Annotated in this window: 18 protein-coding genes and 1 pseudogene; 8 read left to right on the top strand and 11 right to left on the bottom strand. The window is 60.1% G+C overall.

The features are described 5' to 3' along the window. Positions 1 to 13: 13 nt before the first annotated feature. From ABF859_RS12835 to ABF859_RS12795, 9 genes are all read right to left on the bottom strand, one after another. Positions 14 to 3,172 (bottom strand): type IV secretion protein DotO, encoded by a 3,159-nt coding sequence (locus tag ABF859_RS12835; protein ID WP_415528108.1) that lies wholly within the window; start codon positions 3,170 to 3,172, stop codon positions 14 to 16. Further along, positions 3,172 to 3,597: a hypothetical protein gene (locus tag ABF859_RS12830; RefSeq protein WP_252345619.1), complete on the bottom strand. Its 426-nt coding sequence runs from the start codon at positions 3,595 to 3,597 to the stop codon at positions 3,172 to 3,174. Before ABF859_RS12830 ends, ABF859_RS12835 begins: the two co-directional genes overlap by 1 nt. 118 nt (positions 3,598 to 3,715) lie before the next feature. After that, positions 3,716 to 4,117 carry a hypothetical protein gene (locus ABF859_RS12825; protein WP_061929038.1) on the bottom strand — a complete coding sequence of 134 codons (402 nt, stop codon included), beginning with the start codon at positions 4,115 to 4,117 and terminating at the stop codon, positions 3,716 to 3,718. A gap of 53 nt (positions 4,118 to 4,170) precedes the next feature. Beyond that, complete coding sequence (locus ABF859_RS12820) at positions 4,171 to 4,716, bottom strand: hypothetical protein (RefSeq protein WP_346004263.1); 546 nt, start codon at positions 4,714 to 4,716, stop codon at positions 4,171 to 4,173. A 1-nt stretch (position 4,717) separates the two neighbouring features. Next, entirely contained in the window at positions 4,718 to 5,935 is a 1,218-nt protein-coding gene (locus ABF859_RS12815; RefSeq protein ID WP_415528107.1) for a hypothetical protein, read from the bottom strand. A 57-nt stretch (positions 5,936 to 5,992) separates the two neighbouring features. Further along, positions 5,993 to 7,246, bottom strand: coding sequence for a DotG/IcmE/VirB10 family protein (locus ABF859_RS12810; RefSeq protein WP_346006482.1), 1,254 nt, complete (start codon positions 7,244 to 7,246; stop codon positions 5,993 to 5,995). Continuing rightward, positions 7,243 to 8,169, bottom strand: coding sequence for a DotH/IcmK family type IV secretion protein (locus tag ABF859_RS12805; protein ID WP_061929044.1), 927 nt, complete (start codon positions 8,167 to 8,169; stop codon positions 7,243 to 7,245). Before ABF859_RS12805 ends, ABF859_RS12810 begins: the two co-directional genes overlap by 4 nt. Further along, complete coding sequence (locus ABF859_RS12800; protein WP_346006483.1) at positions 8,170 to 8,817, bottom strand: DotI/IcmL family type IV secretion protein; 648 nt, start codon at positions 8,815 to 8,817, stop codon at positions 8,170 to 8,172. After that, a complete protein-coding gene (locus ABF859_RS12795) occupies positions 8,810 to 9,595 on the bottom strand; it encodes a hypothetical protein (RefSeq protein WP_346006484.1) in 786 nt (261 codons plus the stop codon). Before ABF859_RS12795 ends, ABF859_RS12800 begins: the two co-directional genes overlap by 8 nt. 497 nt (positions 9,596 to 10,092) lie before the next feature. Between ABF859_RS12795 and ABF859_RS12790 the strand changes: the two genes are divergently transcribed. The 6 genes from ABF859_RS12790 to ABF859_RS12765 are packed head-to-tail and all read left to right on the top strand — an operon-like array spanning position 10,093 to position 16,503. Further along, positions 10,093 to 10,665 carry a hypothetical protein gene (locus tag ABF859_RS12790; protein WP_346006485.1) on the top strand — a complete coding sequence of 191 codons (573 nt, stop codon included), beginning with the start codon at positions 10,093 to 10,095 and terminating at the stop codon, positions 10,663 to 10,665. Beyond that, positions 10,662 to 11,837 carry a hypothetical protein gene (locus ABF859_RS12785; RefSeq protein WP_346004270.1) on the top strand — a complete coding sequence of 392 codons (1,176 nt, stop codon included), beginning with the start codon at positions 10,662 to 10,664 and terminating at the stop codon, positions 11,835 to 11,837. Before ABF859_RS12790 ends, ABF859_RS12785 begins: the two co-directional genes overlap by 4 nt. Before the next feature lie 21 nt (positions 11,838 to 11,858). Then, positions 11,859 to 13,547 (top strand): hypothetical protein, encoded by a 1,689-nt coding sequence (locus ABF859_RS12780; RefSeq protein WP_346006486.1) that lies wholly within the window; start codon positions 11,859 to 11,861, stop codon positions 13,545 to 13,547. Positions 13,548 to 13,564: 17 nt separating this feature from the next. Continuing rightward, positions 13,565 to 15,862 (top strand): DotA/TraY family protein, encoded by a 2,298-nt coding sequence (locus ABF859_RS12775; RefSeq protein WP_346006487.1) that lies wholly within the window; start codon positions 13,565 to 13,567, stop codon positions 15,860 to 15,862. A gap of 12 nt (positions 15,863 to 15,874) precedes the next feature. Further along, a complete protein-coding gene (locus tag ABF859_RS12770) occupies positions 15,875 to 16,198 on the top strand; it encodes a hypothetical protein (RefSeq protein ID WP_346006488.1) in 324 nt (107 codons plus the stop codon). Between the two features lie 32 nt (positions 16,199 to 16,230). Continuing rightward, a complete protein-coding gene (locus ABF859_RS12765; RefSeq protein ID WP_231878004.1) occupies positions 16,231 to 16,503 on the top strand; it encodes a hypothetical protein in 273 nt (90 codons plus the stop codon). Positions 16,504 to 16,522: 19 nt separating this feature from the next. Here ABF859_RS12765 and ABF859_RS12760 read toward each other — a convergent pair whose 3' ends face one another. Both ABF859_RS12760 and ABF859_RS12755 read right to left on the bottom strand, forming a co-directional pair. After that, positions 16,523 to 16,975, bottom strand: a complete 453-nt coding sequence (locus tag ABF859_RS12760) for a hypothetical protein (protein WP_346006489.1) — start codon at positions 16,973 to 16,975, stop codon at positions 16,523 to 16,525. Continuing rightward, a complete protein-coding gene (locus ABF859_RS12755) occupies positions 16,972 to 17,907 on the bottom strand; it encodes a DsbC family protein (RefSeq protein ID WP_415528106.1) in 936 nt (311 codons plus the stop codon). The genes ABF859_RS12760 and ABF859_RS12755 overlap by 4 nt, the downstream gene beginning before the upstream one ends. 135 nt (positions 17,908 to 18,042) lie before the next feature. Between ABF859_RS12755 and ABF859_RS12750 the strand changes: the two genes are divergently transcribed. Together ABF859_RS12750 and ABF859_RS12745 are read left to right on the top strand one after the other, a co-directional pair. Then, a complete protein-coding gene (locus ABF859_RS12750) occupies positions 18,043 to 18,516 on the top strand; it encodes a hypothetical protein (protein WP_346006491.1) in 474 nt (157 codons plus the stop codon). Further along, positions 18,517 to 18,910 (top strand): annotated as a pseudogene (locus ABF859_RS12745) (lytic transglycosylase domain-containing protein); the annotation flags it as partial.

Raw genomic sequence — 18,910 nt, 5'->3', positions numbered from 1 at the left:
AAAAGAGCGTTCTTCATGCTGACAGTGTGGCGGACTCCTTTGTGAGTGCGGACACCTCGTCCTCAGAGGTCATCCGGATGACCGTTCCCAGCCCAACACCATCCCTGAGTTCTCTGGCAATATCCTCGATCACGCCGCCAAGGGCGGTGCTTGCGTCCTGGCCGGCTTTCATCCGGACGTCTTCGCGGCGCTCTATTTCCTGCTCGGCCGATCCCCTGGGAAAGACTTTCGCGAGGCGTCGACGTGCCTCTGTCGTCCCGAGTGCGTCATAGAGACGGCGTCTCAGGGCGGTGTCCTTGGGGCTGGTGGACAGCGCCCACAGTTCAATCGGCCCCATAAGATTGAGAACGAACAGTTCGTACAGTTCGTGGTTCACGCGCGTCTGCCAGATGAGCGGGGCACCGCTTCCATCGGCACGGGGGCCGTTCAGTCCATTGCGGACAATCGCCTGGGCGGCTGAACTGAGGCGAAAGCGCTGGCAGATTTCATTGGCTTCATCTTCGTCGCCGGCACCCAGAATGAAGCGTCCGGTTGAGTGAGAAATGAGATAGTCTCCAAAATCTGCGAGCTTCTGGCTGGCAAGGCCGATTTTCACATTGAGCTTTGCGCCCCGTCGTGCGGCCTCTTCAAACTGCTTCTGGATGAAGGGCGCGCCTGCGGTTCTCTGGAATTCGTCACACTCAATCCGCTTGAAGCTTTCCCGGAACTCCTCGAAGCGTTTGCGATGATACGGGCGGACATGGAGCGGGACGTATTGGGCATCATCCGGATGAAGGAAGAAGTTCCGCGAGACGATCTGAAATCCGAGGAGATACATCAGGTCCGTCTGGCGCTGCGCTTCGCCCTGTCCTTCCGGCGCGACCCGGTCAATGTCGATGACGACAATCCGGGCAGCCCCAAGATCCAGGCGTGTCGGCTTTGTCAGGCTTGGAAACTTGGCGACGAAATGATTGAGGTACCGCCTGAAAACGTCGATGGAGGACTCTGTCCCGCCTGTCGGGTTTGCCTTCTCGAACTCCAGCCGGATGCGCTCTTCACGCACCACTTCGACCAGGTCGCTGATGACCGGTACGGCAAACTGGGTGGCGCGGTGCGCCATACGCATGTCGCCGGCGTTTGCCAGCATGTCAGCGACTTCCCACCAGGTCGTCGCCCGTGTTGCGGAAAGCCTGTGATGCGCGAGGGCCATGTCAATGCCGAGGCGATCGACCCCTTCGCGATACATCTTGGGACGGACGGAGGGACCAGTGTCCGAGAAATACTCATACGCGGCCGTAATGAGTGCGTCGATCAGCTGGTTCATGCTCTCGAAGTCAGAGCCGTCGAGCGGTTTACAGATCTGCGCGATAAAATTCGTCAGAAACGTGCGGTGATAGGGCAGCGGCGTGCGACAACAGGTTTCGGTATCGAAAATGTTGTAGGCGTGTTCGTCAATGAGCTGAAACGGAATGTGAAGCGCAAGGTGACGTTCTTCCTGTCTCAGTCCGGCCCTGACCATATCGATAAAGCCGGAGGAGGAATCTCCGACGTCCATCTTGCCAATCAGTGGAAGCCGCGCGCCGTGAGACGTCATGGCAGCGGGGCTTAAAACTGTTGCGAGAAGCAGGGCGTTGGCAAGCATGGACTTACCGCGACGCGAAGGTGCCACGAACAGGTCAAGCACCGCCTCGCGCCCCGATCCGGCCGGATCATAGGGAACCACGGTGCCATCGTTCGCGCGGAACAGCATGGCACCATCGGACCAGGGCATCCCCGGTCTGGCCCATGGCATCATCGTCAGAATCTGGGACAGCGGGCCAGGGGTTGGCGGTGCGGTTGAGGCTAGAGCCAGCCCGGGGACGGAAGAGAGAACACCCGCAAGCGGGTCCCCACACACGCGGCTGGCCTGAGCACTGTCCCATGATTGAATGGCCTGCTCGAGCCTGGAGGCGCGGGTGCGGAGCGCTTCCGTGTCACCGGCCGACGAGCGGGTCGCGAAGGCCATGCGCAGCTTGACGATGCTATCGCTCTGGCGGCTGCGCATGGTCTTCAGCTCTTCGAACCCTGAGTTGATGGGGGTGTTGGAGCCGAATTTCAGGAACTGGGCAATCGTATCCTTCCAGAGCATGTAGCCCGGTCGCACGCCTTCAATCAAAGCCGTTGCCCGCCACGGCATGCGGCGACCTGACAGACGCCCTGCAAGCTCGGTAAATGTCGGGACCGGTTTATTGCTCACGCCTGGTACCGGCATTTCGGGAACACGCGTCAGTTCGATCGGGCTCCAGTCGAAGACACCCATGCGGGCCGTGGAGAAGTCAGGCGTGCTGGCATCGTCACGGAAGAGCTGTTCGCGCAGCGGAGGCCAGAGAACATCGGCCGCGTCAGCCGGAGCATCCGTCTCAGGAACGGTTCCGCCCGGCTTGCGAAGCGGCGTGGACGGTGTCCAGGCAGAGCCGATCGTATCGGGGTAGAGTTCATGCCGAATGGCCTGCAGACCCTCCTCGGGGCTGAGAATATCGACCTGCACCGCTTCTGCGCTCAGAGCATCACAGGTCCCCTGCACGAACGTCTGATGGATCGTCCCGAGTTCAAGGCTTCCCAGAAGCGGGTTCTGAGCATCACCCAGGGGTGGGAGGCCCTTGAGATTGCTGGCCCGCTCGCGTTTGGCCTGGGAGACCTCCTGCGATGACAGGCATGCAGGTCTTGTCCAGAGAACGAGGTACGTGCGTTCCTGACGCATGAAAGGTGGAAGCACCTTCTGTCGTTCCGTGAAGATGTCTTCAAAATCGGCGTTCAGCGCACCTGCAACGGTCCGTCGTTCATCCAGGTTTCGGCGGATGCTCTCACTGACACCCTCAGGGTCGGCGACATAGCAGAACTGCAAAGCATGGCCGGGCCGACTGAACTGACTTCCCAAAGCCAGACGAAGTCGTGAGGATGCCGCGGCGATTTCAGCCCCGTTGGCGATCCGCCGCATCCCGCGCAGACGGATGACGGTGGCGTAATCGCCCTGAAACGTAATCAGGCCGCGTTGATCGCAGGTTGCCAGATCGCAGAACGACGTCACGTCCCGATGCAGGAAGGTTGATGCAGCGGCAATCGTCCGGAGGACCCCATCGAAGAGGGAGGCTCTGGATCGCGCGGGACGCGGTGCTTCCTGCCCCTCTGAGTGCGCTGGTTTTTTACGTAGCATCAGCGTGACACTGCCCATTCTTGAGCCGCGTCAAGATAGCGGCGCGGATTGTCTGGAAACCACGTTCCCCGCATGAGGATCCGAAGCCCGGTTTCGTGAGCTTCCGGGAAAGGGTTACGGGAGAGGCTTTTCAGAGCGGATCGGTACAAAGACGGGCGGTCCGTCCCGATCTTCTCCAATGCCCCGAGGCGGCAGGACAGAAGAGCCTCGAAGGCGCGCTTTGCGCTCAGCGCCTCGCCTGAAAGCCCCTGATCGTAAACGGTGTGTCCCGCTGTTTTCGCGGCCACATGAAGTGCTGTGACACAACGCCCCAGAGCGCCCTGATCCAGATGCGGGAGCCAGATCAGCGTCGCGACATCGTCTATACCGGGCTCATCGAGCGCGAATGCTGGCGCACAGGTCAGACAGAGGGGTCTGCCTGACACGGTAACTGCTGCGAGCATGTGCTCGCAGCAGGTGCAATGCCCGCTCATCGGTGCTGTCAGATCTTCAACCGTCAACCTTTCAGGGGCGGCCGAAGCCAATGGGCGCGACGACGGCATCTTACTTGTCGAACTTCATCTGCTGCTGTTCGCCAGTGACGCTCGGCGCGGTACCAAACATCGTAAAGGACGCGGTCTTGGCAAGGAACGGGAAGGCCAGCAGAACGCCGCCGCAAATGAAGCCAGCGATGATCATGCCAGGCTTTGATCCGGCGTTCGGATTGCGCTGATGCTGCCACCAGCCGAAGATGGCCATGGCGAGCAGAAGGCCACCACCAATAAAGCAGAAGGCGTTAAGCGCCATACCAAAGGCGTTCATCCCCTTTTGGGTCGCGTCCCGCGTGATGTCGTCAATGGCCTGAGCATGTGCTGCGGAGGCGAGAGCAAGAGACGACAATGCGGAAAGCGCAGGGGCCGCGACCATCAGGGAGCGCTTCAGGTGTGTGCGGGAGGTCTGTGTCATAATGACTCCGGAATAGACGCTCGGGGCGTCGACTATGGGGTGGGGGTGTAGGGTCACTGCACAAGCTTCAGTTCTTTGAGGAGTGCAGGACCAAGGACGTCTGCGTTCATCACGAGGAATCCCGCTATTCCCATGACCATGTTGAGGCCGGTGGAACTGTTGTTCGCGCCTTTCGCCCGGCCCATCTGGCGCACGATCGCGAAATAGACGATCAGTGCGCCGTAGGCTGCGAAGTAGACGTGAAAGACATTGAGGATGGCTGTCAGGGCGGCCAGCGGGCCACCTTGTGCCGCTGTCATCAGGGCGTCCGAGGAAAAGCTGACTTTCGATGATGCACCGATGCCGGCATTACCCTCAAAGCCAAGGGTGCGGTTTCCCATATTGAGAAACTCGGGAAACGACAGGAAAGTCGCACCAACAAGGATCATCATCTCCGGAACCACGCCCTTGGAGAGCAGCCCGTTACTGATGGATGACCGCTGAAAGATGCCCATGACGCCGCTCAGGAGAAAGCAGCCTCCGCCGACGTAGCAAAGGAACGGAAGCAGCCAGGACAGTGCGGCACCAAGATCCTGAGCGAAGTCGAAAAGCCCTTCCATCTTAGTGAATCAGACCTTTTGGGGTGCGAACGACCCATCTCGACCCCGAAGAGGTAATCGTGATGACCGGCCCCCATCCGGGGATCACGGAGCCCGCTTCGACGCGGCTGGCATTGCCCTGTTCGTCCTGAAGAATGGCAATTCCTGGCGCTCCCGCCTGCACCGTGAACTGGGGCAGATGTACAGGTGCGGCTTTCGGAGCAGTTGGTTCCGCTGACGGGTGAGGCTGCGCAGCACTTACGGCCCGCGGCGCAACTGGCACAGCGCTGCTGTGTTCACGAGCCGGATGGGCCAGAGCGGACTGGCTTGCCTGGAGCGCGCGATCTGTCTGGTCTTCGTGATGCTGAAGCTCGTCAAGGCGTCCCTTGAACTCGCCTAGACCGCGGTTCAGCGTCGCCGTCACATTGTCCTGCATGGCGTCGACGTTTTTCTGCAAGGCCGCCACATGATCATCCAGCGCTTTCAGCTGTTTGGCCATTTCCAGCTCGAGGGCTGCGTCCGGTGAAGGAGATGCAGGGGATGCGAAGGAGGGCGCGGGGGCCGCAGCCGGAGCGGCAGACACAGCGGACTGAGCCTGAGGCGCGGAGACCGGCTGGCTCGGTGTCACCGCAGAGGCGTTTGGCGCTCCATCCGCGACGGCGGGCGGCACGGGAATGACTGGAGCTACTTTGATCTCAGTCGGCTTTGTGGTGGCTGGGGGATCAACCGGGGCTGTCATTCCCTCGCCGCCGAACGGGTCGTCGTTCTGAGCGACAGAGGGTTGCTGGACCCGCTTTTCCGGGACGTCCGGCGTGCCAAGCGCTGGTGGTGCCAACGTAAAGGCCGATTTTTGAGCCGATGGGACCGCTGGTGTGGTGGTGATCGATGCGCGTGGTCTGTCATTTACAAACGGGATCGGCACGCCAAAATGTGCACCGACCGCCACAGCACCGCCAAGCAGACCTCCAACCCCTAGCACCGCCAGAGCGGTACCGACCAGAAGTCTGCTTCGTGGCGCGCGCGGGGCACGATCTTCCTTGCCATCCTGCGCATGCAGAGGCTTGCGGCGGCCCGCTGTCGTTTCCTCCGGCGCATCTGCCCGGTTGTCTGACAGCTCTGCCTCCTGTGGCATCGGGCCGTCCCCGGCCTGTGTGCCGGTCCGGTCCGTGGAGCGCTTCTGCGGTCGCAGCATCTCCACGACCTCTCCTGTGTCCTCACGGCGCATTGCGTTTCCTCGCATGCTGATGGTCCCTCCTGTGTCGTCCTTGCAGGATGCCAAAGGCCGTTGTGAGTGCAGTCAGGGGGCGTCCACCGGCTCCGTGAAAATCACCCCGATAGGATCATCCTTATGAAGAAGGACTGTAGGGTTCTGAGGGGTTTGCTTTTGCAGGATCTGGCCCATTTCCTGTCCAGCCCGTCCGGCAGCAACACCAAGCTGTTGGGGTAAGGTCAGGTGCGTGAACGAACTCACGCCCAGCCCGCTGGTCACACTGTTTGTGTTTGAGTTCTGCATCGCGTTGCCGAGACCTTCGACAAAAGCCGCCGCGGCCGGAAGAAAGATACGCGTCGGGAGATGTTCGTGAACTTCCGAGGCAAGCCCGGTTTCCATGGTGTCGGGTGCGACGGCATAGGCTGAAACCGGCAGAGGATCGCTGTCACCGATCATGAGTTTATCGAACTTGATGACCAGACGTTCGTCCTTACGCTCAAAGGACCCCGACAGCCTGTCATGAGCGAGTGGTCCTGAATCAATTTCGACGAGAACCGGAGTACCGGGATAGTCGCTGTTGATACCAAGAAGAGAATGGCCATAAACGCCCCTTCCTGCAGCAAGGAGCCTGTGGGTGGCCGATTTCACGGTCGCCACATTTTGCTGTGACCCGGTTCCACCTGAGGAGGCCGCCTGGGGCTCCTGCGTGAAAGACGTGCCCTCCTGCCTGTGGCCACCTGCCGCCGCGGTTTCTGCTGGAAGTTCCATGTCCAGTGAAGCGGGCCTGCCGCTCCACGCAGCCAACAGCTCGACCTCCTGTGCCTCGGAGAGTTCTCCTGGCCGCCGCTCCCGGCTCGCGGACCGGTCGGAGGCAGTCTTTGTGCCTTCCGGAGCGCGCGTGAACTGATTCACCGCAGGCGGCGGAGGTGGCGCTGGCCGAGGCGTCCCGGGGGGCGTTACGCCGGCAGTTGTTGCAGAACCAGTGCCAGGCATCCGACCCAGCAGAGGGGCTTTATCGTCCCCCAATGGCCTGTTCGTCGTCAGCGCGCTTGCAAAAGATCGTCCACTGGCCTTTGCGGCGTCGGCATCAGCCTTTTCTTTCTCGAGCGTTGCGTTGTCGAGCTTGTCGGAGTGATTGTTTCCGCCGGCTGGCGGCGCAAGAGTTGGGGTTTGCAAAGCCGCCGACTTCGGTTTTGGCGCCGAGCCGTGGCTCATCATGTACCATCCCCCCGCGGCAAAAACGAGAAGGCCTGCGGCCGCGAAGGCCGGGCGACGAGACGCCTTGAAACTGGTGGCAAGGCCGCTGGCAGATGCGGCCGGGTCTGGATGAGCTTCGCTCACGGGCCGTCCTCCGATAGTGTCGCAGAGACGATCCGGGCGCCTGAAGACAGGAGCACGTTTGATGTCTCGGGGATTTCGTAAATTCCGATGCCGTACTCGGTCTCATGTGCGCTTGGGGCGGGAGAAATTGGCGTGTAATCCGTGCGGAGGTACATCTTGTCGCCGAGCTTCCAGGCTCGGATCCGGTCCGGGCTGACGCCGGAAACACGCAGCGGAACGGCATCGGCCGGTGCCGCGCCATCGAGCATGGCTTCGAGGTTGCGATCACCCGTCGCTGGCGCGTCGGGCTCGGAATTGGGCGCATCCTTCGCGTTTGGACCGCGTGCGGCAACCCGCACCGTCAGGTCCGCGTCGTAGGCGCCCGTTCCACTGATGATCATGAAGGAGATCGGCTTTGGTGCGCCCTTGAGATTGACCAGAACACCGCCATGAGCATAACGCGAGACGGGGGTCAGCTGCAGGACGTTCGAGCCGGCTTCCGGAACACACGCATTGATCCCCACACTGCGCACGGCGGAGTTCTGTCCCTGACCATGGGCGTCGCATCCGCCGCTCTTGTTGGTGGCGATATCCCAGGCAATAGGCCAGGATTGACCCGTCTCATCGAGAAACGTGATCGCCGCGGGATAATCCTGCGCAATCCTGATGATATTGGTCTGAGCACCCGGGGCAAGGGAGATCCGTACAGATCGCGACACAGGGGTGGCCAGACGGTGAGGATCTTCTGCTGCGTCCAGGTTCTTCTGGCCCTGATCGACCCGGTCATAGAAGTGTTGCATTGCGCTGGGAGGCGGCGGCAGGCCTTCATAAATGGGATCGACCCGTGGCGCGCCGTTGCTGTCCCGCGTGGTTTGCGCGCAAACCACCGTTTCGGGAACTGCTAGCAGCAGAAGCCCGATGACCGCTCTAACTGTGATGTTCATTCAGCCCCCGTTATCGGCGGCGCGAGGCGCGTTGAGTTCTGTGATGACAAGCCCGTCAGGATGCTCGGGGCTGTTGGTGCGCCTGATCGTCACATCCACCGACAGAAGGTTGGTGGTCGAGCCGGAGGCATTCTCCCATTTGAGCAGCATTGGAAATGAGACGTGCCACTCGTAATCGCCGTTTCTTGTTTTTCCTTCGGATCGTATCGATGGCGCACTCTTCGGCGTGGCGGTCAGGAAGACACGTTTGGCTTTGATGAAATCAATATTTCCCGGCCCGGAAAAGGACTGAGCCCAGGCGTTCCATGCGGGAAGGTCGAAATCTTTCGCAGACGCATCCAGATGCTTGGCGTAGGTCACGAAATCCATCGTATAGAGATTGGTGACTTTCCGCGCGGCCCAGTTGATGACCTCGGAGTCAGAAAAATACGGTTGGTCCGTGACGATCAGCTCCCGGGGTTTCCCAAGTGAGTCATGATAAATGTATCGGACGTGCGGTGTCTTCATCACCAATACGGTGAGGGCCAGTCCGAGAATGACGTTGAGGATCAGACTGCCCGAAAACGCAATGAGTCCACGCTTGATGATGCGTTGAAGGAACTCCGGATCAAGAAGTCTTCGGCTGATGGCAGCGGACGCGTTACGCATCGTAGGGCATGTCAATTTCGTAGTCCGCTAGGTTTCTTGCGCGAGCCTCGAGCAGCCGTCTACCGAACGCACTATAGTGTTGCTTACAGCGATTTTTGGGATGCACAAAAAAAACTGTGTTCGTGATGCCACAGGTCCTGGCGATCATCTGGCTGGCGAGTGTTGCATTTTCGGCAACAGCGAAAGGGTTTTCGGTTGGGGAAGTACGTAACAGCGTGAAACCGGCCCGACTTGGAAGCCCCGCCCTTTTAGCGGCCATGCACACGGTATTGTACTTCAGTCCGAAGTATTCAGCGATAAAGGCAGGCGAATAGAGCCTCTTCCACAGATCAGCCAGCAGATGCAGGGACTGTGTGTTCCAGATGGCTCTTCCAGACGCTGTTTTAGGAAAGACGCCCGGTATTGCTGATGCAGGACTGTGGTGTCGCTCATTAACGATGTCGGTATTTTTTCGAGCTTGCGCAGCACGTTGGCGCTTCAGCGTCAGCGGACGGCGCAATCCCAGTCGCTTCGCCTTGTTCGCAACCGCCTGCGGACTTCTCCCGAGTTTCGCGGCAATGGCCTTGATCGTGGTGTCCGTCGGATAGGATACCGTCAGCTCCATCGTCTCGTCGTGAGACCATAGCCTCCTGGTTTTCGTCGGCTTTAACGATATTTCTTTACTTGTTGTTAACTCTTTTAATATCCAGACCGGACGGAAGAACTTGTTGAACGGCAAACCGATCCACGGTGGAACCACCCCGCCTTGAAACTCCATTTCTGCAATGCTTGCCTGCATGATATTCTTTACATCCGTCGAAGCGTTAATCTATCGTCAAACAGCCTAACCGCTCACGTCGCAAAATGTTACCAACAACGGGTCGCTTTTGGGGAACTGTGTATTTTTGCAACAGTGCGTGGAGAAGGCAGCGGAGTCCGGAAAATGGCCGCGTCCGCGTCTGGGGAATACCCCCATTCCATTTTTGCATGGCTCACGATCTGATTTTTGTAGCTTCCCGTTCCGGCTTCGGAATGTCTCGCAAAGACGTTTTTCGGTTGCCAACCCGTTCCTGCCACCGCGACAGACCGGGCACGCACTCACATCCCCCACCTCTATTATCTCTCAGGATGGAAACCGCTTTGGAGGGTCAAGGTGTCTGGTGAGACGAGAGAGCAGGAAAAGCCCAAGGGCGGATGGCTGACAGCAGAGGGCGCGAGGCAGATCCTAGGGCCTCTCGGAAAGCCTGTCTCAGGACAGGACAGTCGCCCTTCGGGAACGCCTCCAGGTGCGGCACAATGAGCGCGTGCCGAGAGAGCACACGTCTCACCTTAGTCCCGCTAATCGCCGCGCTAGGTTTCAGTCTGGTTACACCTGCTTTCGCTGAAGACTCTTCCTCCGGCTGCCAGACACTCGTTCAGGCAGGCGCGACCGGGCTTGCTGCAGACCTGAAGGCAGACGACGCAACGATTCATCAGCCTAAGTCCGTGACGAAATTCACCTGCCTGGGAAACTTCTTCAACGGCGTCGGACTGGATGTCGTAACGAGTAAACTGAATGTCGCATCACTTGCCGAGGCGGCGATGGGCAAGATCTGCTCCCAGCTCTCCTCAGAATGGGACAGTCTCCAGAGTTCGGCCCATTGCGGTCTCTCTGTGACGGGGCTGGATACGAACTTCAATCTTGGCCTCGGGGCAGGCAGCTTTTGCCCGAACCTGAGTTTTGGGGGCGGCGGCGACAGCCTGATCAATGCCGGGACGAATACGACCGGCAGCCAAAGCTGGGATGTCTCTGGTCAGAGTCAGCTTCCGTCCGGGTACAGTTTTGAGGCGATTGGCTCGAGCACTGGCATATCCCGGGTGACGCAATGAAGCGCCTTCTTGAAAGAGCCGGACGCCTCGGAGGCGCCAGCCTTCTGGTTCTCACCCTTGCAACCGTCGCGGCCCCGAAGCCGGCTTATGCCTTCTTTGATTCAGCCGCGATTGTGGGCGCGATCAGCACGCTTCAGGGCGCGATGAACAGTGTCATCACGACGGCCCAGAAAGTCCTGAACAGTACACTTGGCCTCATCAATGGCAGTCTTGGAGATGGCTTCACCCAGCTGAGCAATTACATGAAGGCGCAGGTTGGGGCGCAGGAACAGATCGCAGACGCCAACAACATGGTGCAGGCCGAACTTGCCCGAGACGTCCGGGCGGCTCAGCAGCGCGACAACCATGCGACCAACCGGCAGGATTGCCTTAATCTTGAAGGCGGTCAGGCTGCCGTTGTTGCGGCGCGAAACGGCGCCGCCGTCGCGACTGCACTCGATAGCGGCAAGGACAAGCGCACGCAGGCCGGGAAAGGAACGCCGTCCTGGGAAGGTGCAGGGCAGGGCGCGCAGGCCAACAACAACCGCCATTTTACGCTTTACTGCTCGGATGCAGAAGCGGACGCTGGAATTTGCTCGCTTGCCTCCACTGATCAGCAGAATGCAGATCAGGACGCCACCAGCCTGTTAACGCCACCGGCATATCAGGATCAGGCCTCGATCGACCGTGCCAATGACTACGTCACGACACTGATCCAGCCCGTTGCTCCCGCCGCGCTGAGAGGGAGTGCTCTGACCTCGGTAGACGGACAGTCTGCCCTCCCGGGCCGCCGTGCCTACAATGCTGCCATTTCGCTCGCCCACCACGTCGGAGACGACATTATCGGGTGGCACGCGAACACCGTGACCCTGAGTGCCGCCCAGAAAGCTGAGGCGGTCCGTGAGGGTTACACCAACACCTCAGTTGGCTCGGAAAGCGAAGCCACCGAGCTGGAAATCAACCGGAAATACAGTGGTACAGACTGGCAGGCAGACCTGCAGGCGATGCCCTCCGACAAGTCGGTTCTTGTCCAGATCGCTTTGCTGGACGCGCAGCGTAACTGGATCGCCTGGCAGCAGTTCAAACTGGACCAGACCCGGGCGCTGATGGAAGCCAACAGGCTCGCGACGTCTGCTGAACAACGGCTTCGGGCGGTGTCTCCTCTGCCGGTTCCTACCCCAACGCTTCCCTGAACATCTCGAATAGGAATGACCATGTCGGGTACTCTCACTCAACAAGGGCCGTTAGGCTACGTCCTGCAGGCCCTTGATGCTCAGCAGTCGACCATCCCCGAAGCAGAGCGCGGGCTTGCACAAGATCTCTCTGACCTGACCGCGCGTCTGCGGGAAAACCCGGGACTGGAAAGCGATCCAAAGTTCACCGTTCAGGTGGCGTGGCTTGTCCAGGACTGGAAGGCCTTTAGTGGAACCGGCGCAGATCCGCAGATCCCTCCCATTCTTGCGGCCGGCCTGAAAGCTCATGGCACAGATCTGCCGGGGTTGGAGAACGAAGAAATCAAAGCCATGCTGGCGCAGGCTGGCTCGCTTGAAGATCGAGATCTTGTCCGTGATCTCCGTAAAGCAGCGCTGGATATGTCCGGAATGTCTCCGGAAGACCAGGCTTCCGTTGCCGCGGCACGGCTGGCTGCCGTTCTGGACTATCGCATCACCATGGCCCTGTCGGGCACTCCTGCCCGCGCGCAACAGACCGAGCCAGAGCCGTCACCTCGACCCGATGCACAGCAGCCGGACCCCGCCGCGGCGACATCGACGCCACAGCCCGCGCCTGCGAGGGAAGCATCTTCGGAAGTGCAACAACCGGCTTCTACTGACATGCCCCAACCAACCGTGACGGAGCCTGAGCCTCCTGTCGCGGAAAGTGAACACACCTCCCACGAGCCTCAGCAGGCGCCCCGGACACAGCACGAGATCCTTGAGCCTGGCCTTCCCTCGAATGACCCGTTTGAGGACGAAGGATATCTACGGTCTCTTGAAGAAGAGGCCGGTCCCTTTCGGGACGATGAGGAGTTCCACGGCGCTCACCTGCCTTCTGAGCAACCGGAGGAAGTGGAAAACGCAGTGTCACAAAGCGCGGCAGAAGAAGACCGTACCGTACATCATGATGATCAGAAAAATGCTGAACGCGCGGAAAGCGAAGAACCTCCGGCATCCGCAAGGTCAACTCAGAGTGATGGTCGTACCTCCGGAGTGCCTAAGCCTGATGCAAACCAGGCGGCGGCGGAGAGCAAGCTAAAGCCAGAGAGCACTTCCAATCAGGCGGAGGCGAAAGTTGCGCCAACCACCGCCACGGCGACCAATCGTCGTGGACTGGCTGACTTTATGAGTGATCTGGTGGGCAAGAGCGATGACCGCCAGATCCAGAACCGAACGCGCAAGGTCAAGGAGGCGGCCCGTGAAGTCGAGGAAGATCTCGGCGCACTCAAGCGTGTCGGCCGAGAGTTTTTTGAAGCCTTCACCAAAGCCGCGTCAGAGCCTGGACAATCAGAAAGTTCTGTCATTGCGGGCATGACCGAGGATGGGAGCCATAAGGCGCTTCGCGCGCAGCTCACCGCGTCCCTGGAGAAAACGCCCGGCTTTGCAGAGTCCTGGGAAAAACTTCGCAAGTCGTCTCAGCGACTGGGCAAGGAAGTCGAGGTTCTGGGTGATGAAGCCTCCAAGCGGGACGCTTTGAGTGATCCCACTGTGCAGAGCGCAGAGGAAACCGCCGCAAGCGTTGGCAAGAAACTGGAATCTCTTCCGGGCCAGGAGCCGGGAAAGGACTTTCTGAAGGAAGTTGGCGCGGCTCTGGAGCGTCTGGTGGACCGTTTCCACGATTTTTTTACCAAAGATCGAAAGCAGGGCCAGGAGCAAAGTCGCGATAACAGCCCGAGCCCTGAGGTCTAAAGAAAATGCACCAGTTCATGCGGCTCCTTCGAGCGTCCCGGCATTTCCGGGCGGTCACCATGACAGTCGTTGCCCTCACGGTAACTATGGGATCCGCCTCTGCCGGAACAACGGCAGACAGCGTGAGCTGGAGCAACCTGAGCGCGGGCGATGACTGGTCCGCCCGCGTGCTCGACAGTCTCTTCCCGATGTCTGGAGGTACAGAGACAGCCACAGGCACAATGCTGCAGTATATTTCGGCTTATGCGATGCTGATTGCGGCGTTCTGGATCAGCTATGCCTCCATCCTGCAGGTTCATAAGACAGCGGAAAGCGGAAAGATTTTCTCTGCTAGCTTCTCCGGGTGGGTGCCGCTGCGCGTTGTTGTGGCACTCGGGCTGATGGTGCCGATCCCTGCAAACGCTGGCTTCTCGGTGGGGCAGGCGCTCGTCGTGCAGGGTGCGAAGACGGCGATCGGAATGGCCCGCAACCTGACGGATGTTGTGGCCAAATCGATCGGCCCGGACGCTTTGCCGCTTGCAGAACCGATCATTCCTGGGACCAGGCAGGTGGTCATGGCGGTGATGGAAAGCGAACTCTGCCGCGCCCTGGTCAACAAAGCCTCAAACAATCCTGACCTTATGCCCGAACCAAAGGTTTCAAACCCAGGCAATGGTTCGCCAGTGACGGTGGATTACAGCCTTGCCGTAGGCGAGGCGACGGCTGCGGCAACATGCGGCAGCATCTCGGTCACGATCCCGCAGCAGGTTGAGCAGCAGATGCTCGGGTCAAATCTTGATCTGACAGATGTTGGCACCAGGCAGGTCAAAGCGCTTCAGGATCTGATCAGCGCGGTGCGCACGCCCATGTCGTCTCTCGCGGATACGATCTGGCAGACGCGGGATGTGACGGCCCTTCGCTCCATGGATGCGGTTCTGACCGCACAGAATACGTCCTATTCCTCGGCGCTGAGTGAGGCGGCCACGGCCATGATCAGCAAGATCCGTGCGCAGTATTCCTCAGATGGTAACGGCTCAACTGATGCCGGCTATGTGGCTATGAAAAACCTCGGCTGGAGCGGGCTGGGGGCGTACTACCTTGAGATTTCGCGCCTCAATGCAGAGGTGCTGTCCATGTCCTCCATCGTCCCGTCGGTGACTCTGCCAAGCTGGCAGGGATTAGGGTCATTCCTCTCCAGGGACCTTGCGGGTCCGATCACCGCGATTGAACAGTATCAGGCTGCGGAAGAGCAGAAGCTAGCCACGTCGGACAGCGCCAGTGCGCCCAACGGGGCGACCAGGCTCTTTAACAACGCAGCTTTACCCAGTTCCGGGCAATCCGCTCTGGACCGTGTTCTTCAGGCACTCGGCATCACGAACGGGGTCATGACGCTGATCGTCAATCATCTCCTGTCGCCAACATCCGGGAGCGACTGGACCGACCCGCTGGGGGCAATGATCGGGCTTGGCCATCTTCTGATTCACACCGCGCTCGCGATTATTGGCGGCGCGGCGGTACTCAGTAGCAAGACAGGGACGGGGCTCGCGACAGTAGCCAATCTTGCCACCGGAGATGTCCCGGCTGCCATTGCTTCCGCGGGCAGCTTCGCGCTGAGCGGTTTGATCAAAGCCCTGCTCACGCCTGTCTTTGCGGCTGCTTTCTTCCTGCTTGCTCCCGGCATTACGCTTGCTTACGTCCTCCCGATGACCCCGTTTGCATACTGGATGGCGGGTGTCGCGGGATGGTATATCGTCGTGGTCGAAGCCGTGGTGGGCGTTCCGCTGTGGATGCTGGCCCATCTGGTCTTTCAGGGAGAGGGCCTTCATGGCCGCGGAAACCGTGGCTATGAAGTGCTGTTCACAATTCTCTTTCGCCCGGTGATGATGATTGCGGGTCTCGTGCTCAGTTACACGATCTTTGCCTCGATCTCCTGGCTGGTCATGAAGGCGTTCTCGATTGCCACCGGGTTCGTCTTTGAGCGTGGCTGGCTTCTGGATAATTTTATCGGGCTGATCGTCCTGCTCTGCATGTTCGTCACAATGGAGATGAGCATCGCCGTCATGTGCTTCAGGCTGATTTCAACCCTGCCACACCACATCCCTGCGATGGCGGGCATGACGAGTATCGGTCGTGTGGACAGCGATGACTTTAATGACAAGTCAACCGGCCGCGGGATCGCCGCTCCTACAGATAAAGTGGCAAATATTGCCCAACAGACTGTGTCGGATGTGAGTGCAATCGGAAATGCCCAGGATAAGGTCGACAAAGGCACGGCAGAGCCAGTAGACTCTACTACCAGAGCTCTCATGCAGATCTCTGGCCGCGCCGAGGATTAAGGAAAACGGATAATGGCAGACATTCTGGAGTTTGGTCAGCTCTGCCGCATTACGCAGGCTACCGAAAGAATGGCACAGGCTGCCGGTAAGTCGGTTCCCCTGGCAGCCTATAATCAGGTCGTAGATCTTCATAACGACCTTGTGCAGCGCTATGACGCCCTCGCAGAAAAACACCGGGTAGCCAATCACGATCTGGATGTAATGGAAAGGAACCGAAACGAGTGGCAGACTTGGGGGCGCGAGACACGCGACCTGTGGCGAGGTCGTGCCGAGAAGGCCGAAGCGCGTGTTGTCGCACTCGAAGCCGAGCTAAAGGCAAAGGGTAACAGGTCTTGACGGTTATTACGTTGAGGCAAGGTGTTGCGGGTATGGCTTTACTCTGTAGCCTGTCAGCCTGCGCTCACGGCAACATCCGTTCGCTCTCGTCTTACAATGTGCCACCACCCCCGACGGTGAAGCAGCCGCTTTACGATCCTTATGCACCCTATGGCTCTGCGCCCGTAACCTGGCGTCCTGCGCTGGCGACCCGCGCCGGCACCATTGTCAAACCTAATGATCCGGTCGATCAGGGTGATCGCCCTGATTATGAAAAGGCCGCCTGGTCGATTGACCGCAAAGCCGCCCAGTCCGGAACGTTCTGAGACGTCCCGGAGACTGGCCTCACCGAGGCCAGAGCAGCCGCCCGTCCGAAAGATACTCCGAGAGTTTTCCGGCGCGTCCTGTCCGGGCCTGCCAGTTTGAGAAACCCTGAATAACAAACTGGCTTCCCAGAACAATCGCACAGGCGAGCGCTTCCACGCAGGACGCGCTGAAAGCGGCACCACCGCTCCACATGAGGATCATCACCCACCAGAGGCTCGCCAGCAGACAGAGCGTGCCATACAGTCGCCCCAGGGTTCGGGTTCGCTTACGGATTGCAGCCATTTGCGGCAACATGCGAGGCTGATCCTCGACCGTCGTCTGATCCACGGCCTGGATTACAGGAACGTCCTGAAAGATCCGAAGACCCTGCTGCGCCGTACGCAGACCCGGCCTCAGCGCAAAGATAAACGGAAAGACGAGCCATAATGCGGCTCGTCCGGCCCACTGCTTCACGGTCGGACGACCGCTCACGCGTGAAGGCTCGCGAGAAACGCATCGAGATCGTCTGGCAGTCCTGCCTCAACATGCGGGGTGCCGGTGCGATCCTTCCACACGAAGGTTGGCGTTCCTCTCAGACCGATCGCATGAGCGGCAGAGAGATTTAGCATCAGGCTGGCGCCCGCCGTGTCGGATGTTGTGTGGCCTGGAACAGCATGGCCAAGGTCATCGATCTGGTTCCAGAGTGCCGCCATGTCATGCTGCTTTGCAGAGAGCATCTGCTGCGCAGCCGGCGTACTGGCGCCCTTGTTCTCATGATCGTTGATCGAGACCGGAACGATCGCGAGTTGTAGCCGTCCGGAAGCAACAGCGGGCTTCAGGGCGGCGTAGGCACGGGTCGAAAACGGGCAGAGCGGATCAATGAACATATAGACGCGGGGTGCCGTGTCCTGCCCCTCAAGCCCGAAGGCAACCGCCTTCATGCGCTCAACAGGATCCACTGCAGGAGGTGCAGACGTCGCTGAGGGCGCCCCCGGCCTTGAGCCCTGACCGGAGCCAGAGGGAGTCCATTGCACGGTCGGGATCGCACCCGGGATCGATGAGACCTGGTCGCGCGTGATATTATGACCGGTCGCATCCCACATGACCCCTCCGATTTCGGCCAGATGGTCGGGCGTCAGGTAAAAGACACGGAACTGCGTGCCGCTCCGGGCAAAGACCGCCTCAAGACCGTGCTCGGATTTCAGCCGATAGAGTTGCGCGCCCTGGCTCGCAAGGCGGCTCAAGGCAGGTGAGGCTGCAATGTCGGCGGCGGCCATCGTTGGCCCCATCTCCGGCATAACAGGTACCGGCCGTGAAGGGGGCGGGCCACCAGCAGCACGGATTGGCTCCGCGGCGGGGCAGGTCGAGGCTCCCAGGGCAACAGCCGGGAGCCCGAGCATCAGCATCGGGATGAAAGAGCGCATGGGTTTGATCCTCCTGCGGACATCATGACGGGCGCCCATGTGAGTGCGATCCGGGCGCGTCAATCAGGGTCGTGTTCGCACTCACATTCGGATTGGTCAGACTATGGGGAGGTACTTTCTAAAGGATTCTACACCATGCGCTTTCGCTTCTGGCTCGCCGTCTGTGTTTCGCTCGCGGCTCTTCCGGTCTCCCAGGCCACAGCACAGCATCTGACGCCGGAGCAGCTGGACAGGCTGTCGCAGGAGCGTCAGTCGGAACTCGGTTCCCGCAACTGGGGCCCGCCCCCGACAGTCACCCAGGCGCCACAGACGCTGCACGCCACGCCGGTTCCCGTGACCTGTCGCAGTCCCGCCCACGACTTCGAGCCGCTTTTTGCCGAGCCGCGTCGTGGTGCGGTCCATGTTGGAACAGCCGCTCCGCAGACCGCGGTGACGGACACGGTCTTTCAGGGCTGGCGGCAGGTTCTGCGCTCGGGAACGACATTTGCCTGGATTCCGGAGGCCGATGTCGTGGCCTATCGTCCGCTCGTGGACGGTGCGTCCCGAAACTGCGTTGTCACGGGTGAGAACGCGGCTGGCATGGTCCTGTTCGATTATCCGGCCAAGTAAGTGAACGCCGCACGCCCCTTACTTCTCCTGGCAGTCGCAACTGCGGGCACCGTCAGTCTGGCTCGCGGGGCGGTTCCTGAGCAGATCGTCCCAGTCAATCCGGAACCTGGATCGCCCGTCTTCACACGGCCATCGTCCTCTACGACGACTGGCGGACCCACCGCCACATCCTCGTATCAGGGCGCATGGGGTACGGCGGACGCCTCTGCAACACTGATGGCCCAGACCTATGGGGCGGACGCGGTGGCTGCGGCGCAGGCGGCCGGGATTAATCCGGACACGCTGGCCGCGTTCGGGCAGATCGAGAGCCATTTCCAGAATGTCGGGAATACGTCCTCGAGCGCACAGGGGGTGTGGCAGGTCACAGACGGCACCTGGAACCAGTATGCCTCGA

It is taken from the genome of Gluconobacter sp., from assembly GCF_047722525.1.
Classification (GTDB): Bacteria; Pseudomonadota; Alphaproteobacteria; order Acetobacterales; family Acetobacteraceae; genus Gluconobacter.
Note: the sequence above shows the minus strand (reverse complement) of the source record. Positions and strands in the feature narration are given on the sequence as shown.